16 protein-coding genes and 3 pseudogenes are annotated in these 25029 nt (G+C 49.5%); all 19 read right to left on the bottom strand.

The genetic code is table 11. The features are described 5' to 3' along the window. The 19 genes and pseudogenes from MKZ24_RS17740 to MKZ24_RS17650 all read right to left on the bottom strand — a co-directional run bounded on the left by MKZ24_RS17740 (window position 1) and on the right by MKZ24_RS17650 (window position 25029). The gene (locus MKZ24_RS17740; RefSeq protein WP_340785041.1) at window positions 1-1788 is read right to left on the bottom strand and encodes a cache domain-containing sensor histidine kinase; all 1788 of its coding nucleotides are present in this window, start codon (window positions 1786-1788) and stop codon (window positions 1-3) included. Window positions 1789-1893: 105 nt separating this feature from the next. Next, window positions 1894-2706: a carbohydrate ABC transporter permease gene (locus MKZ24_RS17735; RefSeq protein ID WP_042138366.1), complete on the bottom strand. Its 813-nt coding sequence runs from the start codon at window positions 2704-2706 to the stop codon at window positions 1894-1896. 13 nt (window positions 2707-2719) lie between these two features. Further along, window positions 2720-3643 (bottom strand): carbohydrate ABC transporter permease, encoded by a 924-nt coding sequence (locus MKZ24_RS17730; protein ID WP_340785037.1) that lies wholly within the window; start codon window positions 3641-3643, stop codon window positions 2720-2722. A 97-nt stretch (window positions 3644-3740) separates the two neighbouring features. Continuing rightward, a complete protein-coding gene (locus MKZ24_RS17725; RefSeq protein ID WP_340785034.1) occupies window positions 3741-5051 on the bottom strand; it encodes an ABC transporter substrate-binding protein in 1311 nt (436 codons plus the stop codon). A gap of 628 nt (window positions 5052-5679) precedes the next feature. After that, window positions 5680-7323 (bottom strand): sialidase family protein, encoded by a 1644-nt coding sequence (locus tag MKZ24_RS17720; RefSeq protein ID WP_340785031.1) that lies wholly within the window; start codon window positions 7321-7323, stop codon window positions 5680-5682. A gap of 138 nt (window positions 7324-7461) precedes the next feature. Beyond that, the gene (locus MKZ24_RS17715; RefSeq protein WP_340785029.1) at window positions 7462-9231 is read right to left on the bottom strand and encodes a glycoside hydrolase family 2 protein; all 1770 of its coding nucleotides are present in this window, start codon (window positions 9229-9231) and stop codon (window positions 7462-7464) included. A gap of 146 nt (window positions 9232-9377) precedes the next feature. Further along, window positions 9378-10322: an ArsR/SmtB family transcription factor gene (locus tag MKZ24_RS17710; protein ID WP_331281875.1), complete on the bottom strand. Its 945-nt coding sequence runs from the start codon at window positions 10320-10322 to the stop codon at window positions 9378-9380. Between the two features lie 89 nt (window positions 10323-10411). Continuing rightward, on the bottom strand, window positions 10412-11152 hold the full coding sequence (locus tag MKZ24_RS17705) for an MOSC domain-containing protein (RefSeq protein WP_340785025.1): 741 nt from the start codon (window positions 11150-11152) through the stop codon (window positions 10412-10414). 167 nt (window positions 11153-11319) lie between these two features. Next, complete coding sequence (locus MKZ24_RS17700) at window positions 11320-11706, bottom strand: hypothetical protein (protein WP_340785024.1); 387 nt, start codon at window positions 11704-11706, stop codon at window positions 11320-11322. Window positions 11707-11942: 236 nt separating this feature from the next. Next, the gene (locus tag MKZ24_RS17695) at window positions 11943-12215 is read right to left on the bottom strand and encodes a T6SS immunity protein Tdi1 domain-containing protein (RefSeq protein ID WP_340785022.1); all 273 of its coding nucleotides are present in this window, start codon (window positions 12213-12215) and stop codon (window positions 11943-11945) included. Between the two features lie 95 nt (window positions 12216-12310). Beyond that, window positions 12311-12490 (bottom strand): GAD-like domain-containing protein, encoded by a 180-nt coding sequence (locus MKZ24_RS17690; RefSeq protein WP_340785020.1) that lies wholly within the window; start codon window positions 12488-12490, stop codon window positions 12311-12313. An 85-nt stretch (window positions 12491-12575) separates the two neighbouring features. Further along, window positions 12576-12944: pseudogene (locus tag MKZ24_RS17685) on the bottom strand (polymorphic toxin type 15 domain-containing protein); the annotation flags it as partial. Between the two features lie 137 nt (window positions 12945-13081). Continuing rightward, window positions 13082-14308 (bottom strand): annotated as a pseudogene (locus tag MKZ24_RS17680) (IS110 family transposase). A gap of 136 nt (window positions 14309-14444) precedes the next feature. Continuing rightward, a pseudogene (locus MKZ24_RS17675) lies at window positions 14445-14972 on the bottom strand (recombinase family protein); the annotation flags it as partial. 686 nt (window positions 14973-15658) lie between these two features. Next, window positions 15659-15949: a hypothetical protein gene (locus tag MKZ24_RS17670; RefSeq protein WP_042237393.1), complete on the bottom strand. Its 291-nt coding sequence runs from the start codon at window positions 15947-15949 to the stop codon at window positions 15659-15661. A 13-nt stretch (window positions 15950-15962) separates the two neighbouring features. Beyond that, entirely contained in the window at window positions 15963-20072 is a 4110-nt protein-coding gene (locus tag MKZ24_RS17665) for an EndoU domain-containing protein (protein WP_340785014.1), read from the bottom strand. 305 nt (window positions 20073-20377) lie between these two features. Next, window positions 20378-21943 carry a transposase gene (locus MKZ24_RS17660; protein WP_340785011.1) on the bottom strand — a complete coding sequence of 522 codons (1566 nt, stop codon included), beginning with the start codon at window positions 21941-21943 and terminating at the stop codon, window positions 20378-20380. A 387-nt stretch (window positions 21944-22330) separates the two neighbouring features. Further along, window positions 22331-24277, bottom strand: a complete 1947-nt coding sequence (locus MKZ24_RS17655) for an FtsX-like permease family protein (RefSeq protein WP_042237394.1) — start codon at window positions 24275-24277, stop codon at window positions 22331-22333. Continuing rightward, window positions 24274-25029: an ABC transporter ATP-binding protein gene (locus MKZ24_RS17650; RefSeq protein ID WP_042237395.1), complete on the bottom strand. Its 756-nt coding sequence runs from the start codon at window positions 25027-25029 to the stop codon at window positions 24274-24276. Before MKZ24_RS17650 ends, MKZ24_RS17655 begins: the two co-directional genes overlap by 4 nt.

Here is a 25029-nt window from a genome sequence, read left to right as displayed (position 1 = left end):
TCAGCGGTTCCCCCTTATATCTTCTGTCATGAGTGGCAGCTTGATTCGTATTGACGTTCCTGTACCAGGCTCACTGTGAATCTCAATGCCGTACATTTTTCCGCAAATCAGCTTAATCCGTTCATCCACATTGGCCAGTCCAATGCCACCCGATTTCTCCTCCTCTTGCGCTTGCCCGGCCAGCAGACTACGCGCAAGCGCCGGGTCTATCCCCTTCCCGTTGTCCGCTACTTCGAACCATACCAGATTGCCCGGCGCTTTGCTGCACGATATACGGATGCTCCCGCCGGACTCCATCTCTCCAAAAGCATGGATAATCGCGTTCTCCACAATCGGCTGCAGTATCAGCTTGGGTGTCCGCAGGTGGCGGACTTCATCGTCCATCTCAACCACGGTCTCAATATTGAAGTTGAAGCGGAACTTTTGAATCCCCAGATAACACTGCACATGCTCGATTTCCTCTTCCACCGTAACCGTCTCTTCCCCTTTGCCCAGACTGATCCGCAGCAGGCGTGACAATAAGCTGACCATCTCTGCTGCGTTGTTGGCTTTTTGAATCAAGGCCGTCCATTTAATAATATCCAGCGTGTTGTAGAGAAAATGCGGGTTAATCTGCGCCTGCAATGCCTTGAGCTCCGCCATCCGTTTCTGATCCTGCTCCAGATATACCGCTTTCAAAAGCTCGTCGATCCGCACAACCATGTAGTTGAAATTATCGCCGAGAATATCGATTTCGTCATGCCGGCTTTTGGCTTTATAGCGGACGCTGAGCTCGCCGGACATCACCTGCCGCATCAGACGGATCATCTTCAGAATCGGATTCGTAATGGAATTCGCCAGCACCAGTGCAGCAATGACCGAGAAGACTATGCAGAGCAGCCCGACGAAGATGAAAATCTGCAGCAGACGGTTCGAATCCTGGTACAGCGCCGCCTTGGAAATCACATTCACAACCACCCAGTCATTGGTGTGCAGCTTCTTAGCATTCACAATCAGGCTGTCGCCCTTGTACGTGAGTGGAAATCTCGTCTCCTCAGGGCCGGAGCCTATGAGCTTCTCGTAACCCGCCTCACCCAGCACCTCAGTCACACTTCTGCCAATCAGTCCGCTGTCCGGGTAGGAGACCAGCATGCCGCGGCCGTCCATCACGAAGCTTTGCAGGTCCCGGTTGTTGCTTACCGCCTTCGAGACCAGCTCCTTAATGACATCCTCCCGGATATCCAGGACAGCCACAATCCCCAGCGGACTGTCATCGGATATTTTGTACAATTGCTTGGCTACCGAGAAGACATGGGTACTCTGCGAATTCAGACTGTCTACATAGGTCCCGTAGCGGGTCGGATACCAGCGGAAGTTGCTGCCGCCCTCAAGCGTCTGCAGGAACGGCTCTACCTCGGAGGGCGTGCGCTTGTTCCAGCGGTAGATTCCCTTAATATAATGCTTGCCGGATACAAAAGAAATGGACTGCACATCCTGATTGATCGCCACAATCGTAGACAGCTTCGTGGTCAGCGACAGACTATCCACATCATAACTGGCCGCGTCTGTCCGATCAAGGGTCCGCAGCATGCCTACGATCTCGTTGTTGTTCAGCACCTGCATCATCATGTCCTTGTACACCCCCAGCCGGGTATCCAGATTATCGGCGGTCTGGTACAGCAGATGCTCGGAATATTCGGTTACTTTGTGGTTGATCGTTGATTTGGAGATCGAAAATGAAATAATCCCCATGACCACCAGCGGTGTCAAGGAGAAGAGAACAAGAAGCAGCATCCACTTATAGCGCATGCTGCTCTTTATAATTTTGATCCAGGATATCAAGCGGAGCCGCATGGGCCTGGCAGAACTCTCAGGAGATGTAAGCATGCCCACTATCCTTTCCCCGTTTAAGAATTAACCTTTGACACCGGACATCGCCACGCCCTGGACAATATGCCGCTGTAAAAGAATGAACACCAGGATCGTCGGTATTGCTGCAATGGCACTTGCCGTCATAATCAGATTGAGCGACATGTTATTATTCGACAAAAAGGTGGGCAGCCCTGCCGAAAGAATCATATTCTCTTCTGAGGTAATCGCCAGATAAGGCCACAGGAAGTTATTCCAGGAGAGGATGAAGAAGAAGATTCCCACAGAGACCATGGCTGAGCGCGTAAGCGGCAGACAGATACTCCACCATAACCGGAAGCTGCGGCTGCCGTCAATCTGCGCGGCTTCAATATAATCCCTGGGTACCCCGTCCATGAATTGCTTCAGCAGCAGAATGCCGATCGGGTTGGTCAGCCCGGGCAGGATAATCGCCCAGATGTTATCAATCAGCTGCAGATGCAGCGCAGTTTCATAGAGCGGAATCAGTATAGCTTCTGTCGGAATCAGCAGACCCGAAACGATCAGCACATAGAATATTCCCCGTGTCCGGAAAGGCAGCTTCGAGAAGGAGAATGCCGCCAGCGAGCTGAGCAGAATAGAAATAACGGTGGTGAGGACACCTATGACCAGACTGTTCCACGTCCAATGCAGAATTTGCGAGTCCCGGATGACTTTGACATAGTTATCGGTATTCAGATCTGACCAATTCACCCAATCAGCCAGCGTATATACGTTCACACCGTCAGGCTTCAGGGAGGTGAGGAACATCCAGATCAGCGGAAAAACAAACAGCAGCGCAAGCAGAACAGCAGCAATATTTAAAGCAAGCTTCTTCATGAACGTCTCCCTCCTATCCGTCTTTGCGGTCTGTGATTTTGAATTGAACCACGGCGATCAGCAGCATAATGAAGCAGAAGATCATCGATTGCGCTGCGGCCAGGCCGAACATATCCTTCTTAAACCCCGTGACATAAATATAGCGGATCATGGTATTAGTGGAATCTCCCGGCCCGCCGCCGGTCATAATCTGCACCTGTCCGAACAGCTTGAGGCAGTTGATAATCTGATAAAAGATCTGGATCTTCATCACACTGGACAGCCCCGGCAGTGTAATGCTCCAGAATCTCTGCCAGGCATTCGCACCATCGATCTTCGCAGCTTCATAATGATCGGTAGGTATTTCCTGCAGCCCTGCCAGAAACAGCACCATCACAAACCCGACGCTCCACCAGTCTGTCGCTATGGTAATCGCCCACCACACGAACCTGTGGTCCGTGAGCCAGTTGATATCCGTGTTCATGCCAAGTACATGCAATACAGCATTCACCGGACCGTTCTTTGCGTCGAACAGCTTCAGCCAGATGAAGCTGACCACTGAGACGGACAGGACATACGGCAGGAAGAATACGGAGCGGATCAGGGTCCGTACCCAAATTCTCTGATTGATGATCAGCGCGAGCACCAGTCCAAGTACCAGTACGGTTGGTGCGCACAGCAGCACAAAATAGAATGAGTTCCACAAATACGAATAGAAATCCGGATTCTCTAAGATTTTCTTATAGTTAGCCAATGCAACATACTTCTGCATCCCCTGAATGCCCCAGACATGCAGGCTCATCCAGGCTCCGTTGATTACTGGCCACAAGTAGAACACTGTAAACGGTACCAGAAAGGGGACCAGATAAAAAATAGCTTTTAGTTCCTTCAGTAGATGTATGGGCTCTCTCCTGCGAAGAGGCGTTGCCGCTTTATTCTCTATTACACTCCGCTCCATCGGTTATTCTCTCCTTCAATTAAGTTTGCGCATGGGCTGGAAGGACTGGCCACCCGCCCTTACGGCGGCGGGGGCCGTACCTTTCCTGCAGAGGGAGCTAGTTCTCCAGCACTTCGTTAATCTGTTTCTCCAGCTTCGCAAGCCCGTCTTCCGGACTCTCGCTGCCGAAGATGATGTTCTGCAGCTCTTCGGAGATAGTGGTAATGATAGTGGTATACTTATCTGTCGGCGGGGCAAATTTCACAGTCTTCTGCGCCTCGATGAATTCGCTGCGGTATGGCAGACTCTTGTAAGCATCGCTGGTAGTTACTTTGCTGTTCGCAGGCACATGACCCGCCTGGCCCCAGGTTTCTCCGCCCACTTCAGAGAAATACTTCATGAACTTGGCTGCCGCCTCCTGCTTCTCAGGAGTGACATAGGACGGAATTACAAGCGTATGGGAGCTGGCCCAGTGTGTCTGGCTGCCAAAGATCGGAGGAAGCGGCATTGCGCCGATATGCAGGGACTCATCCCCGAGGAGCAGCCCCGCTTCCCATACACCGCCGAACCAGAAAGCAGCTTTGCCGTTATGGAAGGTATCCCACGGCGTTTTGTCATTGAGATCGGCATATTTATTGTTGAAGACGTCCAGATAGAATTTCAGAACATCCAGCGCCTGCGGATTGTTGATGCTGGCTTTGGTCAACTCCGAATTTAGAATATCCCCGCCGGCTTCATAATAGAGATTGAGGAACGGCTCTTGGAAATAGGGGGTATTCACAGCCATCGCCTGCACATCCGGCACTTTGGCTTGAATATCCGCCAGCGTCTTCTCGAAGCCCGCCGGTGTCATTTCACCCAGCTTAGGGGTGCCGTCCTCATTCAGCAGATCCGCCTTCCGCAGAATGTCCTTATTGTAGTAGAACATATGGAAGTGGGTATCCAGCGGGACAGCGTAAGGCTTACCCTCGTAGGACACACTCTGCATGTTGGAATCAGAGATCTCCTTCAGGTCAAATCCGACCTTGAAAGCCAGCTCATCTACAGGTACAATCTGCTGTGCCTTCACGAACGGGGAGATCCGGTCCACATGGGCAATGGCAATATCCGGGCCTTTGGAGGAAGACAGCGCCGTGCTAAGCTTCGCGTAATACTCATTGGATTCGAGGCGGAGCGGCTTCACGGTCACCTCTTTCTGCGAGTCATTGAAATCCTTGATAATCTGGTCTACGAATTCCCCTTCCCCGCCGCCGAACATGTTCCAGAACGATATCTCTACCGGACTGCCGCCTGCACTCTCTGTCTTTGCCGGTTCATTCGCCTTGGCAGGCTCACCGTTCTCTTTGTTTCCGGATGAGCAACCCGGCAGAATCAGGGCCAGTGTCAGCCCGGCCGTTACCAAACCTGTGAACTTCTTATTCATCCTCATTTGAACAACCCTCTCGTCAAAAAAGTTTGTGTGCGAGAGCCCTCTCATACATTCATGTAAGGGCTTTCTTATCTCTCACTCTACAGGGGATGAGGCAACTGTTGAACCGACAAACCGCTGCTCCTTGGTGAACAAACGACAGATGTTATTGGCGCGGGGCTGACGCAAAGGTAGACGATCTTAAGGAGGGTGGAGAATCGTAAGGTGCGGAAACGGGACTTCCAGTCCCCATTGAAATTAGCAACTGCTGGAAATGGCGATCATCCTCGCATCTGCCACATCTCTCGGACCTGGCTCCGGCTCTGGCTCTGACTCCGACTCTGACTCTGACTCCGACTCCTACTCTGGCTCCTACTCCGACTCTGACTCTGGCTCTGCATAGCAGTTGTATAAATGTATCTTAATTTGAAGGTTTTGGCGGTTTTGAGGGAATTAGATGGATAAACGTCATTTAATTACATGCCTTCACCCTACTGTGAATTATTCCCGGCCTATTAAGTGCTGTTTATCCACCTGTTGCCCGGCAAGGGCGCCTCCGTTCATAAGCAAGTGGAGAAAATCCAACTATATAGATGGTACTTGGATCAATAAAAAAGAGCCCCGAAGGGCTCCAGAAAGGAATCGCAGATTAGTTCACTGTAATATTATCGAAGCTTACGCTGTTATTGAAGCCGCCCCGCACCCCGATGGTGCCCGAGGTATACACCGCGTCATTCAGGTTAATCTTAGGCACAGCCATATCACCAACATATACCTTGATATTGCCGCTGCCCACAACCACCTTCATATGATACCAGCTGTTTACCGCAAGGGGTGTAGCCACTGTCTGGAGCGGGGTCCAGTTGTTGTTGAAGCGTCCCAGCCAGACCTCGCCGGCGGAGTCAATGCCCGCAGCATAGCCTTTCTGTGAATCTGCACCGGTACCCGGACCCGTCAGATTGAAGACCAGACTGCCCTGGCCGGCATTATTCAGCCTGATGTCGCCTTCCAGCGTATAGTTCATTTTAGATGGATACGGGGTAAGCACGGATTTGTCCGCATTGACCGAACTGAGGTTATAGGCTCCGCCGCTCACGGCCCAGGTTCCCCCATAACGAACCCATCCGTTGTCATTCGCCGCAAAATCATTGCTGTATGCACCGCTGAGTGTGCCGAACCGGACCTGGACATTATGCCCGCCAACACTCCGCTCGACCGAATCCACAAAAGCAATCTCATTCACCCCGGTCTGGTACATCGCCGTCCACCACGAATTCCCGAACGCGGGAACATCGTTGTCCACCCATGTTGTCCCGTAATCGTTACTTAGAGACAATACATTGGAGTTGGAGCTGAGCAGCAATCGGCCGTCGGTTAAGGAGAGCAGATATGGCCCGCCCTGCTGATTGGTCGATACCTGGGTGCCGATACCGCTGGACCACGTCTTGCCATCTGTACTTTTTTTGGTGAAAATCCGGCAGTTCTGCGTTCCGCACACCTCAAAGGCGACAATATACTGTCCGTTCGTCATCTTGCTCCAGACCGGCATCCCCGGACGTGCCCCGGCGTTAGACGGGTCCCAGGCCACATAAATCTCATTCCCCCAGCTGGCTCCGCCGTTGGTAGAGACTTTCTCGGAGATGATCTGGCTGTAGGAAGGGTTCTCGGTCACATGCTTCTCACTCGCATACATGACAGCTACCGAGCCGTCATTCAGCAGCTGCATATGCGGCTCATATACCCCTTTATCCGGGTTCCCCAGGGAACCAGCGGTGCCGTTGTTCTCATCAATTGTACTCAGGAAGCTCCAATTCGCGCCTCCATTCACACTCTTATACACTCTGAGCTTATACGACTCCTGCCAGCGGACCGAGCGCATGGCCAGCAGAATATCGCCATTGGCCAGCTGCACGAACTGCCCGTTGTCGAGGTCACGGCCGTCTTCCCACAGGGTGGACATTAGCGACCAGGTGCGGCAGTTGTCTGTGCTGCGGAAGACTTGCAGCCGGGTGCCGCCCCAGGAGACCTTGGTATAGCCGTTGTTATCGTAGATAGCGGCGACCGCCAGCCAATCCCCGTTCGCCAGCTTGATCATCCGGGCATATTCCGCCCCGAAGGTTCCGGGTCTGAGCCCGCGGGCATCAGTACCCGCATCGGTGAAGGTGTTAATATCGGTAATCGTGGATGAGGTACCCCACACCACCGGGCCATTCGCGGCAAATGCCGGAATGGCGGTAAGGATCAGAAGCAGACACAGGGAAGCCGACAGCGAGGTGAATAGTTTTTTTAACAAATAAGCCCCTCCTCTTCATCTTCAATTATGAAACCTGTTGACCGCACCTACATGTAAGTGCTTTCACTGAAGATTCTAAAGGGCTTTCTCTTGTCATTGAACCGATAATTCACCGTTTTTTGGGTACCAATGTTACGATTATTCCTTCAGCTGCAAATTGGCCTTCCGGATCACTTCCAGCGGAATCTTCGGTGTCCGGTCCGCAGTAAGCAGCCCGTTCACTTCTTGCTGGACATCCGTAATCTGCGTATAGCAGTATCCGCAAATATAAGGGGTGTCCTTGATGGCCTGCGTAATCTTGCTGAACCGCTCAATGAAGGCATCGGTGCTGCTTACCTGCTCTCCATACCCCCAGCCTTCGCCGGAATCAAAGGCAATGCCCCCGAATTCGCTAACTATCACCGGCTGGCCGCGGTATTCATAGCCCTGAGCCATGGCATATTTCCAGGTGTTGAATGAGGATGCCCTGCCAAGAATGCTGGTGGAGTCTGCATAACGCTCAAGCAAGACATCTCCGCTCTCTTCATAATCATGCAGGGTGATGATGTCGCTGATGGTATGCTCCCAGCCGTCATTCACAATGACCGGACGATTCGGATCGATGGATTTGGTCAGGTGATAGATCCCCTCGGTGAATTTCTGCTGCAGCTTGTTCGTGTAGACCTGCGGAATGCCCCAAGATTCGTTAAAAGGCACCCAGGTGATAATCGAAGGATGATTATACTGCTGCCGGACAATCTCCGTCCATTCGTTCGTGAAGTTCTCCACTGCCTCATCGTTGAACTCAAAGGTCGCCGCCATCTCCGACCAGACCAGCAGCCCCTTTACATCGCACCAGTACAGGAACCTGGCATCCTCGATCTTCATATGCTTGCGCACACCGTTGTAGCCCATCGCCAGAATCGCGTCGATATCGGCAATCAGCGCTTCTTCGGACGGCGGGGTCAGATGGCTCTCCGGCCAGTAGCCCTGATCCAGAATGAGGCGCTGATACACCGGTGTATTGTTAAGCAGCACCTTGCCTTGTTCGATTGTAATTTTGCGGAGTCCGAAATAGGAATATACCCGGTCAATGACCTGATTATCTTTGTAGAGAATAAATTCTACTTCGTACAGGGTCGGCGCAGCAGGTGACCAGGACTGCAGCTTCCACGGTCCATTCGCTTCGTGAGTCAGCTCCACATCCAGCTGCAGCCAGGTCCTATCTACATGGAGCGAGATCTGCTTAAATATCTTCTGCCCCGTGCTGATCTTAGTCTCCAGGCGGAGATTGTCGTCCGCTGCCTGTGTCTGATATTCGAAACGGACAGAGCGGTTATCGAGATCCGGAGTGATTTTGACAGCCTTGAGATAAGAGGGCGACACATACTCTACCCACACACTTTGCCAGATCCCCGTTGTCTGCACATAGAAGCACTCGAAATTCTCATCCACCCAGCGCTGCTTGCCCCGCGGCTGAGTACAGCTCTGGCTGTCTTCCGCTTTGACGACCAGCCGGTTGGCCGCTCCCGCATCCGTATTCACATAATCCGTAATATCCAGCGAAAAGGCCGCATAACCGCCTTGATGACCTCCGGCATAGCTGCCGTTAACCCACACCTTGGCGGTATAATCCACCGCCTGGAAGTTGAGCATCACCCGCTTACCGTTCAAGTCCGCAGGTAGCTGCAGTTCCCGCTCATACCATACATAAGGATGAAAGGTCGTCTCGCCGATTCCGCTGGCCTTCGTCTCATACGTAAAAGGCACCTGAATTTTCAAATCCCCGTTCAGCTGCTCATTCCACCGCTCCCGTTCACCAACGTTGCCATCGTCAAACCGGAAGCTCCATTCCCCGTTTAAGCTCTGCCATTCCTTACGGACGAACTGCGGACGCGGATAATCCTTAATATAATGCTCAGTTGCCATTGTATTGCACACGCTCCTTAAGAACAATATTTTTGTTTAATTACAATAAATATGTATTAATTATTGCAGAATCTGCTGAAATGTCAATCACCGATTGTACAGCAAAAAGAACCTGCGCCTAAGGCATCAGGTTCTTCGCTGGTCCGTCACTTGACGGTATAAAAGATCTTCATCACCAGATCCTGCTCATAATCGCCGAACTTCCGCCCGAACAGATTCATTCCGCCCTTGAAGACCGCATTCTCCTTCACACCCAGCCGCAGATCCACATGGTTCTGCTCTGTAAGCTTCAGCTGGCTCAGATTGACGGCGGATAACTCTTGGTGGTCGATCGTGCTGCGGGTATTGTCTACGCTCCAGGTCTTGAGCGAGCCGAACTGGGTACCCGTATCGATCCACCAGGAAGGATTCAGCTTCCCTCGTCTGCCGCCGAAGTCGCCGGGCGAGGTCCAGGTGCCAACCTCCACATTGTTGATCCACAAGGTAATATCCGAAGGCCAGTCATTCTCATAATTCGGCGCCTCGGAGCAGATCTCCATCGAGAACTGGATCAGGCCGACCGCTGCCCCCTGCGGAATCTCCAGCGGATAGCGGTATTCGAGATACCCCTTACGCAGCCAGAGCAGCTGGGCATGAACACGGTCCGGATGGAAAAATCCCGCCGGTGAGTCCTCCACAATAATCGGCCCTGCCTCACTGACCATGCCGCAGGTAGGCGCCACTTCACAAGCTGTGAAATTGCCAATCGGCATCTCGATTTCGTAGCAATAGTCTCCTTGGTCCGCCTGTGCGCGGCGATCAGGGACATTAATGATGATCTTGATATCATCATAGATGCGGCTGCAGACCTTCATGGAGCCGCGCGAAGCCGGCAGCAGCTCAGTCTCAATCAGCCCCGCCTGCTCCAGCACCTTCACATTCGAGGCCGCAGTAGACACCGGTATCTCCAGCGCCTCGGCTAATTCCATTACATTCATTCTCCGGCTGTTGAGCAGCTCCAGCATTCTTAGTCTAAGCTCCGTAGACAGCGCATGCGTCACTCTAACCAGTTCATCAGGATGTTCCATGGATAATTCCAGAATATCGATCACCGCTTTGCTGTCATATTAACTTCAACATTCCCCTCAATAAATCAGCCCAAAGCGAAAATTGTTGTATAAAAAGCGTCAACTTAACAAACTCACTCCGCTGCGGACACTTCCGGCAGCAAAACCACCGGATCACCCAACCGGATCTCCCCGGTCCGGATTACAGAAGCATATACGCCAAAGTTCAGATTGAACTCCTTATTCACTTGTTTGAGCAGCGAGCTGTCCCGCTCCAGCGTATCGGGGTTCATCGTAATCATAACGCAGCGGTCACAATAGCTGTCCACCTGCAGCTCTGCACCGCCTATCGATAAACGCCGGCCGAGCCACTCCTGTTCCCCGAGCGAATCCTCACTTACTTTCACGACAAAGTTACCCCGGAAGCGGCGCTGATCAACCGGCTTGCCCCATAACGCCTCCAGCTTCTTCAGGCTCTTATCGGTCACGAGCAGGATACTCGCCCCGTCCACAGATAACAGCTGCGGATGTTTGGCCTCGGGGTGAGGGGCCTTGAATTCAGACATCGTAATTTGCGTGGAAGTCAGGCTCTGGATTTCATTCAATAGCTCCGTATCCCAGCCGAAGACTCTGCCGTCAGCCGCCGTCACCCGGATATCCCCGTGGATAAATTGCGCTTGATAACTAAGCATATTGGGGAGCTTTCTGGCTGTAACATACTGCCACCAATCCTTCTTCGTCATATCATAAAAAGCACAATACCGGTCCCCCTGCACCCCGTAAGATTCTATCTGACACGCTTCCAGCTCTTCGCCCGCAAAGGATTTGACCGGATAGCGGTTAATCGCCGTAATTTCACCAACTGTAATGGACACTATGTCTGCACCTCATCTGTCTATAATTTGAAGCTCTGACTATTCTCCGATTCGACAAACACCGGCACATTTCCTGTCATCATGAATAAGTTTATCACATCCGGTGTACCATCAAGAATTAGAACTCGTGTTTGAATAATGAAGTCTATATCGTATAATTTTAATTTTTACTGAATAGTGGTTTTTGTTAGGCCGCTTTCTCTATCCCAAAATACATAAAATATATAAGCATGCTGAAGGTTTTGTTGATCATACTTTTTTTCTAGCTGTCCAACAAATATCATGGGTCTATCATTATTGAATTGCCAATCTGGATTTTGAACCCATACCGGCTTTTCATCTAATATCTCAAAATCTTTTGCAACAATAGTTCTCAACAAATCTTTAAGTGCATCCTCCTTAATACCTTGATAATTTTCCAGGAGTTTTATAAAGTATTTTTCACTTTCAATACAATAAAGAGGATCAAAAGAATACTCTTTTCCTAACTGTAATAAGATTTCCATTTTATCCAAAGGTATCTCCGATATAAAATCATCTACATATTCACTCATTTATGTCCCCTCCAGCTTTATCAATAAAATATTATTTAAACCTAATAAAATCATAATTAATTTTTCTTCCTGGCGGTAAAAGTTTTTCATGATCCCATGGCCATACTTCTCGAAGATTTATCGGCTCATCAAACCCGGGAATCCCACGATTTCCATTGGCATGATGAAGTTCTTTGCTGACAAGCTTCTCATAGATTTCTCCTGTTCCCCTATCCTTTACTCAATCTCTGCCGTCATTATTCAATTGCTCCCATCAGTTCAGTAATCATTTGAATATGTTCGAAAATCCTTACTTTTTGTAAATACCCTTCTTCTTCCAATCCACCCATGCCCAGTAAAGGAACATAGCCAAAACCATCTTCATAAGTAGGTATCCCTAGTTTATCTACAGCTTCTCCATATGGAGTCCAATCCAGATGCCTGCTGCAAAAAGCCTCATCCAACAAATCAGAAAAAAACAAATTAAAACTTGTAGGAATTATTGAAAAGTTTCCTTTTCTGTATTTCACTAATCTTAAATATTTATTTTCCTCAAATGTAATAATATCACACATAGACGTCGTAAATATCGGAATAGAAAGTTCACTTCGGAAATACGAGATATTTACAAAACCACAAAATCATCTGGGTCTATTAATTTTAAATAACCATTTTTAATACTACCCTTTCCAAATTTATCCCATATATTCAATAAATCAATTGGTACTTTGCCTCGATATTTTTCTATAGTACTAGCTTGAATTTCGCCATATGGGATAAAGTCACTTGAAAAAATATTGATCATCTACATAACCTCCAAGTTACTGTGTTAATTTTACATTTATATATCTAGTCTTCTTCTGGGCTTCGGACATTCCCACAGCAGCCTTTTAAATTTGCTCATCAACAGCATCAATTCTATACTTCCATTGTGCGCCCAATGATGAATTTACTCTTCTGTCACCCATTCCACCAATTGACGAAGCATTTCCTCCTGCTATTTGATCAGGATTGTGAAGAGCAGCTTGAGTATCCATCCATTTCGACGCTTCTTTCTCAGCTGCTTCAGAAGTTAGTCCCTTTTCTCTTAATTCTATAACTTTATCAGTATGCGCTTGTTCTCTAGCGGCTTGTTGAGCTAAATCACCTTCTAATGCTCTGCCTTCGTCTATATATTTTTGTCTATTTTTCAAATAATCGTAAACCGTAAGTTTGTTCATGCCCTTTTCCTGAGCTTTCAGTTGCCTTGTAAATTCAGCAGAATCATGCTTTACATTCTGGTTAAACTTAACTTCAGTTTCAGGAAGCCTTAGAACATCACCCGTCCCCTAAGTTGTAATCTTAAACTGGGGAATAAAGAAGGTGGCAACTGGTCCTTCCAATTACCACCATTATATCAGCTTGCCTGACGCTCTAATAGAGTTGCCGCCCGATACTCAGTCTTGTTCTTCATCATGCTGTAGATGATGTTTACGAGCCTTCTCATGACGCATATCAGGGCTTGCTTCTTCGTCTTGCCTTCTGCTAGCTTACGTTGGTAATACTCGTAGAATTTAGGATTCCGTTGCTTCTTGTTTTCACCTTTAGCGACTTGGATTTGTTGAACGGCTAGGTTGTGGAATATGGCGTTCAGCACCCGATTTCTTTGTCCGCTTGCTTGGTCTTTGCCCTTGCCGCCCGAACTAAAGCGGACAGGAGCGATTCCGGCAAAACGGGCTAGCTTATCAGCACTAGAGAAGCGGCGAATATCTCCGATTTCAGCAATCAGTTCCGCCGCTGTAACGGTGCTAATACCGTCCATCGAATCCAGTTTGTAATCTGTCTCAGACAGTACCTGACGTAGCTGTGCTTCTGTCTCTTTAATCAGTTCTCTGCTCCCCTTCATGTCCTGTACCATATTTACAACAAGAAAGTCTCTTGATGCTTGGTAGTTTCGCTTTGTTTCTCCGTCTTTCTTCACCAGTTCCAAGATTTACTCTGCTTTACGGGTAGAACAGGTGTTATGGCTTGCTTTGCGGAGGTATGCCGCTAGTTCCTCCGCCCCCACCGATTCCAAGTGATACGGAGCAGGGTACTTTTCCCAAAAGGCAAGAGCGGCTTTCCCGTCAATATCACAGAAGAATTTCTTGTAAGATGGATAGTGATAGCTTAACTGCTGATGAAGTTGGTTCTTGACCGTAGCGGCATGTTTGACAATAGCGTTCCGCCTTGCCACCAGTTGCCCGATTGTCCAATACATATCCTGCGGATTCGCATCAGGCAGTTCATCAAGCCTGGAAAGCGACACTTTGGCGATGCAGTACGCATCCCAACTATCGCTCTTTTGGGTCGTAGCGTAGCTTTTACGTTCATTGTAGGATAGAGCGGAGTTAACTTCCTTGACGATTTGTTTCTTCTCAACAAGGTGAACGGCTAACGCTCTGCCATTGCCGCCCGTATCCTCTAATCCATAGACAGGGGTCATTCCTTTTGGCGTATGCTTCTTGACGAACTTCATCAACTCGTCAAAGGCAGATGGCTTATTCTCGATTTGGATTTCGCCAAGCCGTTCATTCCAACAGTCGATAATAACTGCTGTATGGTGGGCTTTATACAGGTCTAAACCAACGAAAACATGACGCATTTTTTAGTGCATAAAAGAAATCACCCCTGTGTACGGATTGTTAGTTGTCGTGATGGGTAAAGAATGGGGGCAACCTCAGTTCAAGCGTTAACCTTTCGGTTCGCAACGGGATGCAAGCCTCACCACTCAATACTTGTCACAGTATGGCTTCATGCAAGCCATCAGCTTCTATATTTCCATAGCGGTATGTGCAGTTATAAAAATCACGTTTGTCCAAGATTCTTTTGATTTGCACTTTCGTAAACAGTCTGCCTTGTTGCGTAGTAAAGCCTTCTTCATTCATCGCTTCTGCAATTTGGGTCAATGACCATGCCGGATGTTCTTCCTTTAGCTGAAATACTCTGCGGACGGTTATTGCTTGCTTCTCGTCCACTTGGATGTACTTCTGACCTTTCTTTGCCTTGTAGCCGAAGGTGGCTCTCCCTCCGGCATAGCCCCCCTGCTCCGCCTTCTTATACCGCCCCCTGCCTAGCTTGAGGGCGATTTCGAGCCGTTGATACTGGTCAAGCAGTTCCATTAATCCGTTAATTAAGAAGTCGTTCGGGTCTTTCTTGTAAATACTATAGGTTGGCTGTTCAATGCTCCGAACGTCCACCCCATGCTTCTTAAACTCACGATGTACCAACACTTTCACAATGTCAGACCGCCACAAACGGCTTGTGTTGGTTTTCGGAGCAAAGACTAACTTGTAGGAGATATGCAGGAAGTGTTCTCCCGTATTGATTCTGATACGGTATTAAATCCTCTTTTCCCCACCGTCATCCTGACCCCGTAATAGTGACAGATGCGTTTATGGAACTCATTGAAGAAGTCCCAATATACGACTGTAAAGTCAATGACAATACGGTCGATGGATAAAGCGCCCCCTTTCATGTGCCGCCCCCTCACGAATTTTTTCATGAATTTCGGGCTTAATTAGAGGGCAGGTGGCTAGCCTTTAACACATGACCTTCCCGTTGTTAAATGTTCAGTTAAGTCCTGACAATATAGTTGTCGGGGTATCCTATGAATTAGTTGCGATGCTCTCGACACTATATCCATCGGGGTATCTATTCGCAAAGTTGCGATTGATTTGAAAAAACCGCAAGAAAACGAAGATAACAAAAAACAGGTCAATCATGGTGGTATCTGACCATAATCAACCTAATAGATGTAACGGAATAGCGTTACTTAGGGTATAAAATTCAAGCTTTTGCGTGCGTACAACCGGAATGACAAAATCTTTACACGGGTATCACATGGGTTATATGTGTTATTCATTTAATGGTAGGTTCATTCGTCACCCACCCCCTTCAAAAGAAGAAACCTTGAGAGGCATGAAGCCAATCAAGGTTCTGTATGTTAGCATCGTCATTTATGGGAGTATGCGCTCCCCCACTTAATAAATTTGTCCCAAAAGTTTTCGTCAAATACCGACTCTTTATCTAATCCAAATGACACCGCCAGTTTCTTCCACTGCTCGAAATTAAAGTTGGTCGGGTACTTATCAGTCGAGTAGAATTCTATTACCAATCCTTCAAACGACATTTCGTACTCTCCATGTTCAAGGTAGTGCAGAACACCTTCTAAATCATCTGAAGAAAGTACGCTCTCCGACATTTTAATAAGTTCAATTAAGCTATTTTCCAGTTCTTCATGCATAGAAACACCTCACTTACTTGGATGGGTTTGCAGGGACATTAGTAGGGTATGCTGTCGATATTTGACCTGCATATTTATGATTGTTTGGATAAAAATCAACACGAATTTCAATGCCATCACGCACACCAATGGCATAAGGAGAGTCATACTTACCAACGCCTCTTATTGCATTAGGGTCAGAAGCCACGTCAGAAACCTGATGCAAAATTCTATCATCACTCCAACTAGCAGGGAACTCTGTTTTCTCAGGCTTTCCTGCTCCTGCTCTATGTCGATTAAGAATATGGTCTTTTCTGTGACCAGTTAAATCAACATAGTTATCAATTTTTGTTAGAGAATTACCCGTCCCCTCAGCCCCACCCTCTTTTTGCTCCAAATACTGTTCAACCTCACTGATCACAGGCGCGATAGTTTCAAGATCTGAATTCACTAGTTTTTCTCGTGGTGTTGCTTCTATCTTGGTATTGTGTTCTTTTAATTGCTTGATTCGCTCGTGAATTTTAGAATCTTTATTTCCAACTCTAACCTTGTCTAAATTCCCTATCCGTGTCGTAAATCCCTCTATAATTTTGGGTACGGGTCGTTTATTCTCACTAGCCATCATCACTACATGCCCGCTGCCGCGCTTCTCGACCCAGAGCTGGTGGCTTTCCTGGCCGATTTTGAACTTGACCAGCAGACCGGCAATGGCGTTCTTGAGCTTACCGGCACCGGCCGCCGCAAGATCAACCCCTGACTTCAAAAGCTTCTTGCCGAGGGCTAACAGGCGGGTATGCACGCCTCCCTTGACGGTGCCGATGAAGTCACCGGTGGTTTCTTTTTTGGCAGCGCCCGCTTTTCCGCCGGCTTTGGGTTCTTCTTTTTTGCCTGAGCTGTTTTTGCCTGAGCCGTTTTTACCTGAGCTGTCTTTACCCGCTACACCGGTGATCCCGGACAGATTGGCCATCAGCTTCGTGCCGTTGCCGAAGACCTGATTGGTCTGCGACTGGGCTTCATCCACAAGTCCCGTTGCTCCTTCCGTGGCTTCGTCGATCAATCCGCCTACCTTTTCCACAGGCCCCTGAAGCGGCTGCAGCAGGCCCTGGACCGGGCTGGACGCTGCAATTTTGTTAATTAACTTGTCTGCGAACGGAATATGCTGGCGGATCAGGTCAACCAGTGATTGGCCCGCCACGGCTTCAATCCCTTTGAATACGGCCTTAATCAGTGCTGACGGCGGATTGGTGATGATAAAATTCAGTACCAAATCGACGCCTTTGTTAGCCAAGACTGACATAAGCTGGGCCGGTTTTCCGAGCAGCTGGACCTTTGCTTTAATGCCGCCGGCGGCTTCGGTTACTTTCTCACGTATTCCCTTGAACAAGCCTCCAGCCGCTTCCTTCAGCTTGCCTGCCCCCTCACTCAGAGCCTCGGAAGGGTTCTTCAATACCTCCAGACCCTGAACCATACCGGCATACACCATGCTGAACGGGTTGAACCACGACTTGCCCGAGATGTTGATCACCGGCAAAGCCTTGTTAATCGCGCCTGCAACCTTGCCGACTGTCTTTTGCAGAATTTCGAACACGCCCTGAAGAAGCTGCAGCACCTTCATCAGCCCTTTTTCCTGGCTTCCGCCTTTCGGGGCCTTGCCTCCATCCTTGTCCTTCTCCTTGTCATCTCCCTCGGCCGTCTGCAAAGGCTGAAGTTCACCGAACAGCCCCTTGACCAGAAAGCCGCCCAATCCCGCCGGATTCAGGAACTGCTTCAGATTCTGTACTTTGAAATTCCGCAGGGTATTGACCACAGTCATGACTGTGTTGGCCTGACGCAGAAGCTTAGGGAGGGTCGAGGTCAGCCAAGTGACGATTTGCACCAGAACGCTGCCTCCACCCGTAGCAAAAGCAGCGGCAATCTCCGCAGCAATCTGGGCAACCTCCAGAGCCTTGCCGAAATTTATTTTGAAATCACCGCTTAGGAATTTCCCGATTCCCGAGAATATGCCGTTATACAGCGACTGGGCACCAGCGAACAGCTTATCCACCGTTTTACCCATGAAATCCAGGGCGGCGCTGACCCCCTTCTTCAAGCCGCTTGCGATAGTATTGACGGCTTGAAGCGCCTTGTTCACCGCACGGTCGATCCAGCCGTTGATCTTCTTGGCAATGCCCGGAAACCGGGCGAATATTGTATTGGCAATTCCCTTCAGCACGTTCCCGAAGCCTTTAATGGCGCTGACAATCAGCTTCCGGCCTGCTTCAATCAGCCCCACAACCGCTTGCTTGGCTTTATCGAAAATAGTTTTGACAGCCTTGCGCAGATGGGTGAAGAGGAAGTTCATGCCTTTTTGGATAGCCTCGCCGAGCTGCTTGCCCTTTTCCTTGATCCATTCCCAGGGGTTTTTGGCTTTTTTCTTTTGTTCGCCCTCAGCCTCGCCTTGCTTTTGCTTCTCCTCTGCCTGAGTCTTCGTGTTCTTGTATTCCTGCCGGGATTCGGTTTCGGCATCAGACAGCTTGCGCTTGACCTCGCCTTCCTTCTCCTCCCTGATCCCGGTAATTTCCTTATTCTTCTCTGCTGCGGCTGCCCCTGCTTCGCGGTCGTACTCCCCGCTGGTGGTCTTGATCTCTTCCTGCCACTGCGTCCGATACCCCGAGACCTCCGCCTTGGCCGCAGTCTGCTCGTTTCGCTGCTTCTCGGATGATTCGGTTTTCAGCCGTTCCACTTCTGCCTTCGTATCGCTTTGGGCAGTAGTGAGTCCACTGTCAAACGGTTCTTTGCCTTTCTGATACTCCGCCTGACTATTCTGCATGTAGGCCTGGAGCGGACCCTCCAGATGAGGGTTGAGGTATCCGGCAACATCGGGCGGAATTACACCGGTGGATTTCAGCTGAAAAGCTGGCGGCGCCACGGAGCGGATAGCATGCCCAGACCGGAGAATGCCAGGGTCCGGCTTAGGCTGAATCCGGTTCTCCCCGAAATCCTGCCGGGTCTGCTCCAGCTCGGAAGCCTGTACAGTCTGCATATGCTGCTTGGCCTCTGCCTGAAAGCTCTCCACCTGGGAAGGATCGGCTTCACCTGTCAGGCCAATCTCCGGCGGATTGGCTGCATATCTGCTTGCCTCCTCCATAATTTGGTCTGGATCTGCCTCCTCTGAGCCTTGGGGAAAGCTGTTCATCCCTGCAGACGGATTCCCGCCTTGCTTGCCGCTCTGAAAAGCAGGCAGCTCGAAAGCGGGCACCGGATCTGCCCCTGTCCGCTTCGGAGGATCGGCAGCTTTGCCTGGCGCGATGCCGGTGGGAGTAGGAATGGCAGGCAGCACCTTCTCAGCCTGCTGTCTTTGCTGCCCCAGCGCCTCACCGGAGACACCCACTGCCTGGGTGTACGCCTGGGTAATTTCTGCCGGAGCAATGCTGCCGAGCTGCTGGATCACGCTGCCCGGATTATCGCCTTTAATATGTACAACCGGAGCTTTGGCTGGTGCTTTTGAGGCTTGCACCGGTTGACCGGCAGTCAGCGGACCTGTTGCAGCGGATCTCTGTACAGGTGCAGCTGGTATGGCTGCGGACTTCTTGTCCGTCTTCGCTTCCGTTTTGCCTTCCGGCTTCGCACCGGACCTCACTTTCGCCTGAGGTTTCGATTCAACTTCTTGCTGGGCATTTACGGCAGGCTCCGCTTTTCTTTCCGATTTCGCTTCGGCTTTAACTATCGCAGGCTTCTCCTCTGACTCCCGCTGCTGCCCGGCTTCAAGCTGAGAGGTTTTTCTGGTGGCATGGATAGCCCGGGCCGGAGCCGGTTTTTCTGCAAGCGGCAATGGCTTGCCTTCAGCAGCTCTTTTGAGGCCTAGTGTGTTTCGGTTGTTTGTTTCAGCTTTCGGGCGGGGCTCTGCCTTCCCCTTGTTCCGGTTACCTTGGTCAAGCAGCATAAGAGCACTCCGCAGGCCAATGGCACTAGTGAGCATCGTGAACTCACCGGAGGTCACTGTTTCAGGGGCTGTTAACAGACGGTTGGTTAGCTGTTTGAGCTCAAGGGGCGTTCGCAGCTGCGGCTTCAATGCCGCTTTGTCAGCTAGTGGGACTTGTGCAGAACTCTTTCTCGTCCCGGCCTGCGGCTCTGCCGGCTTGTGTACAGCAATCTTGCTAGGCATTGAGGGTCACTCCCTGAATATTCCGTATACAAGTAATGGCAATTTCAGGGGTTGAATTACAGCCTTTTGGGTGAATTAATTTATTACTAGTACAGCATCAGAACTAAAGAAGTGAATTCATTCAACCCTGCAGCAAATGATGGACTGAGTTCCAAGTGGAATTTCAGTAATAGTTGTAAACTGTACAATTAAAAATAGCGAAAAGGTAGGCTTGCGTCTTTTAACTGTATTCTAGAGTCAATTTCATAATTCAGTTTGCTGAATAGTTAGACTCGGCCCCAAATCTGAGGTCATTTTTTAGAAAATCAGGCTACTTGCTGGGATTTGCTCAACTGTTTGTTCAACTTGTCCAATGCAAACTTACTAAGATTGTAAGCTAGTGTACTGAGCTGGAAATCGACACTTGCCCGTACGCCGCGGTGACGTGTGCGTTTCATGCCAAAATACTCTTTGAGATAGGCAAAAACACGTTCCACTGCCGTACGCTTTTTGTACAGCTCTGTAAAGCTTTCGCTCCCTCTTGCGGGATAGGTATGCTTACGCAAATCCGTTTGGATGCGGATTTTAAACACCTTTTGGCATCCGGAACCCAGTAGTGGGCAGCCTTTGCACTCGCTCGGCTGGGTATACTTCAGCGTTTCGTACTTGGCATCAAAACTGTCGTAGCGGTAGGCATGTCCGTGGGAGCATACCGGCGTGTAGTCCACGTTCATTCCCTCGGGCGGATCTTTGCGGTGAATCATGGGAATCGCCGGATAGGCACCTAACGAATGAATCAACTGGTAGATAGACGCGCAGTCGTACCCTTTGTCGCCCAAGATATGCTTTACCTTCAGTGTGGGAAACTTCAGGGGCAGGCCTTTGAGAAGAATAACGGCCATGCGCTGGTCATTCGGATTCGCCGAACTAAAGAGGCCGCTCAAGATATACTGGCAGTCCGTATCGACGAGCAGATTCGCCTTGAACCCGTAGTAGCTCGTCATTCGACCCTTCGTATTTTTCTTGTCACAACGCGCGGCATGCCGGGGCAGCGCGGCCAGCAGTTCGTCATACGTGTAAGGTAACATCGCTTCAATGGTTTTCTGAAACGGTCCGAGACTTTGGTCATATGCTTCCTGTTCCTGACGCCGGCGTTCCCTTGCCGCATTCGTTGGACGTCCACGCTTGTCGTAGACGGGTTTCTTCGGTGGTTCGTTCACAGCCGCCTCAGGCTCAGGCTCGGGAAGTTTGAACTGAAGTTGCTGGGCTCCTGGAGCCTCATTTGGCTTTTGCCCTCGGCGAGCCGCACGGCGCTTGGCGGCCGATTCGCTAAATTGGCAATCCCAAGCCTCGACCATGGAGGAATCCACGGCAATATGTGTGCCGGTTACAAAGCCTTCTTCTAGGGCAGAGGTCACCAAGGTATCCTGCAGTTTTTCAAGCATCCCCGTGTGCTCCAGCGCATGAATCAAACGGGAATACGAAGATTCGCTCGGGATATTATCGGAGCCGGTAAATCGGCACTGCGCCCGAAACTCTTCGCTATGGGTAAGACGCCAGACCAGGGAAGAAACAAACTCGATGTTCTCCATTTTAGCGATGAGCAAGGAATAGATCATGGCAGGTACATTCAGTTGTTCGGGCCGGCCCCGGTTGTTCTTTTTCCGAAGAACGTGCAGAACCTTGGCGAGATCTAAGTGTTCAAAGATTTGGCTGTATTTATCTTCCGGGCGCATCAGGAACAATTCCTTGAAGGAAAACAGTTCTTCTTGTCGAATGGAATAGATAGGGATTACCTCTTTTCGTTCTCGGGTGTTGGTTTGGTCGCCTATATCTTCGAGAACTTGGGGAGGTACTCCTTTTTCTATGCCTAAAAAAAACAGTCCCAGCAAGGGTTTGGAATTATGAAATTGACTCTTCTATACAACTAAATTTGCCCAAATGGGTGAGAACCAAGGCCGAATCGTAGGTTGGGAATCTTATCTTTTAGTTGTACAACGTGCACTTAAGCATACGGCGTATCCCGTAATCGGGTTACTGCAAACCCTCAGCAAGCGATTTACCAAAGTGGTCTTCACTAGTTTAAATCTGATGCTGTACTAGGTAAGCACAAAGACAAGACTGGGCATAAAAGTGTGGGCTGTCAGCGTTTCTTTCTATTATTCCACGCAAAAAAGAGCAGGCTATTTTTTACATAACCTGCTCTTTTTCTTAAATATTGGCCCTCTGCCTTAACTTAATGACAGTGCCTTCTAGCTATCCCTTTGTATTCTATGTCTTTATAATGATTCCCGGATCACGCGCTTGTAATACAGCACGGACAGCAGGCCGAAGATTGAATACAGCACGGTATAGACCGCCATAACCACAAACATCGGAGTAAGCATTTCCGTACCGAACAGGAACCAGCCCGACTTTACCGCGAAGTAGCTGTGGCAGAGACCGACAACCAGCGGAATGCCGAAATTGAACAGCTGCTTGAACTGGATGCCGCGCAGCAGATCTCCCTGAGTGAAGCCCAGCTTGCGCAGAATGGTATATCCGTCCTTCTCCTCCTCGCCTTCATCCATCTGCTTGAAATAGAGAATACAGCCGGAGGTGATCAGGAAGGTCAAACCGAGGAACCCGACAATGAACATAATTAAGCCCATGCTGGTCCGTTGGTTGAGCTCAAATTCATATTGCGAGAAGCTCGGAAATTCCGGCTTCTGGTCCAGATAGATCTCATGGGCCTGTTTGGCCTGTGATTGATCGGTCAGATTAATCCCGTAATATAAATCGCTGTCCGATGTTTTCCTCTGAGCTTTCGGATCTTTATGCTTAACCAGTTCAGTAAAGACCGTATCATCGACCACAACCACTCCCATTAGCCCGGCGCCATAATAATAAGGAAGGACAGATTTGTCAGATAAACCGGTGAGCTGCTGCGTGATGGTGCTGTCTTTGGTAATAAACCCGATTTCACCACTGTCTTTAAAGGTTACCATGCTTTTGAGCGTATTGTTGTAACCCGTCATCAGTACCTCACCCGGGTGCAAATCCATTCCCTTCAAGCTGCTGTCACTGATTACGGTAGCAGTGATGTTCGTTAATGCGTCTTCCTTAAAATTATATCTCTCAATAATATCCTCAACATTTAGAAAGACTGCGATGTTAGGAATCTCCAGCACTTCATAACCTATCTTCTCCTTATCCAGTGCCTGAAGGAACTTAGCCTCAGCCTCCTGCCGGATAAAGCCGAAATCATGCGGCGAGCTTTCCCTTGCTGAGGTTTCCACCGAATAATAAGAAATGTAGCTCAGTGACAACAGGCCGATCGCGAGTGCGGACACCGTCGTAATAATGGTAAGCAGCAGGGCATTTGACTTCATGCGGAACATAATCGATGAGAGTGACAGCACCTCATTGATTGACAGGTAACCTTTCTTGCTCTTACGGATCATATTAAAAATAAAGCTTACCGAACCTTTATAGAATAGATAAGTACCGATGATGACCAGTGCCAGGATCACGATCATCGCGATCATAAGCTCAGTCATATCTGTATATTTCCCGCCAAACAGCTGGCTGGAAATATAATATCCACCGCCGATGCAGGCAATGCCGAGCAGTCCCATAACAATTTCCCACAGCGGCATTTTACGGATACGCTGCTGGGTCGTGGATGTCGCCTTGAAGAGGGACAGGATACTTTGCGCTTTGATGAAGGTGTAGTTCATGATCATAATCAGCACATACACGGCGGCAAACACCAGAATCGTCCGCTCCAGCGCCTCCGGGGAGAACCGCAGCTTGGCTAGATTCTGGATGGCTAGAATTTTAAACAGAATCATCAGAACCAGCCGGGACATGATGAACCCTGCACCAATACCGATAAACATGGACCCGAAATACAGAATCAGATTCTCCGCACTCAGCAGCGTGAAGATCTTCCCCTTCGTCAGCCCAATCAGCTGGAACAGCCCGATCTCCTTACTGCGCCGCTTGATGAAAATCGTATTCGCATAGAGCAGGAAAATGGCGACAATAGCAATCAGCAGGACAGAAGAGGCTCCGATAGCTGCACCGCCTTTGATCGAAGCACCAACCTCGTCCATTGCCGGATCAAATTGCAGCGTTACGAACGAGAAATATAGAGCAACACTGAAAATAAGCGCGAAGACGTACAGATAATAGTTTTTAATATTCTTCTTCAAATTGCGCAGGATGATGTAATTCAGGCTCACTCGGCAGCACCGCCAAGCACCCCTTGAGTATTGATAATATCGTTGAAGAAGGACTGCCGTGATTCATCGCCTTTATTCAGCTGGGTGTAAATTTGCCCGTCACGGATGAACACCACCCGGGTGCAATAGCTTGCGGCAGCCGCATCATGCGTGACCATCACTATAGTGGCCTCACGTTTACTGTTCATAGCAGAGAGCTTGTTCAGCAGGTCGGAAGCTGATTTGGAATCCAGTGCGCCCGTAGGCTCATCGGCAAAAATAATACTAGGATCATGCACAAACGCCCGCGCTGCCGACGTACGCTGCTTCTGCCCGCCGGAGATTTCCGCCGGATATTTGTCCTTCAGCTCATAGATTCCCAGCTCGCCGGACACCTGCTCGAATTTCTGATGCGCCTCTTTCTTGGACATGCCTGTGATGGAGAGCGGCAGCATCACATTCTCCTTCACGGTCAGCGTATCCAGCAGATTGTAGTCCTGAAAAATAAACCCGAGATGAGATTTGCGGAACTCCGCCAGCTGCTTCTCCTTCATTCCCGTGAACATCTTGCCCTCAATCTCAATGGTCCCCTGGCTCACCCGGTCGATGGAGGACAGGACATTCAGCAGTGTCGTTTTGCCGGAACCGGAAGGACCCATGATCCCCACGAACTCACCTTTATTTACCTGAAGATCGATTCCCTTTAATACTTCCTGCTTATTAAATTTGTTGCCATAGGTTTTATGGATTTTGTTAGCCTGCATGATAATCAT

The organism is Paenibacillus sp. FSL R7-0297 (genome assembly GCF_038009025.1).
In the GTDB taxonomy this organism is placed as follows: Bacteria; Bacillota; Bacilli; order Paenibacillales; family Paenibacillaceae; genus Paenibacillus_AQ.
Note: the sequence above shows the minus strand (reverse complement) of the source record. Positions and strands in the feature narration are given on the sequence as shown.

Coding starts and splice junctions, on each gene's coding strand:
- MKZ24_RS17740 (WP_340785041.1), bottom strand. CDS start 1,788: ATGCGCTATAAGTGGATGCTGCTTCTTGTTCTCTTCTCCTTGACACCG.
- MKZ24_RS17735 (WP_042138366.1), bottom strand. CDS start 2,706: ATGAAGAAGCTTGCTTTAAATATTGCTGCTGTTCTGCTTGCGCTGCTG.
- MKZ24_RS17730 (WP_340785037.1), bottom strand. CDS start 3,643: ATGGAGCGGAGTGTAATAGAGAATAAAGCGGCAACGCCTCTTCGCAGG.
- MKZ24_RS17725 (WP_340785034.1), bottom strand. CDS start 5,051: ATGAGGATGAATAAGAAGTTCACAGGTTTGGTAACGGCCGGGCTGACA.
- MKZ24_RS17715 (WP_340785029.1), bottom strand. CDS start 9,231: ATGGCAACTGAGCATTATATTAAGGATTATCCGCGTCCGCAGTTCGTC.
- MKZ24_RS17700 (WP_340785024.1), bottom strand. CDS start 11,706: ATGAGTGAATATGTAGATGATTTTATATCGGAGATACCTTTGGATAAA.
- MKZ24_RS17690 (WP_340785020.1), bottom strand. CDS start 12,490: ATGATCAATATTTTTTCAAGTGACTTTATCCCATATGGCGAAATTCAA.
- MKZ24_RS17670 (WP_042237393.1), bottom strand. CDS start 15,949: ATGCATGAAGAACTGGAAAATAGCTTAATTGAACTTATTAAAATGTCG.
- MKZ24_RS17665 (WP_340785014.1), bottom strand. CDS start 20,072: ATGCCTAGCAAGATTGCTGTACACAAGCCGGCAGAGCCGCAGGCCGGG.
- MKZ24_RS17650 (WP_042237395.1), bottom strand. CDS start 25,029: ATGATTATCATGCAGGCTAACAAAATCCATAAAACCTATGGCAACAAA.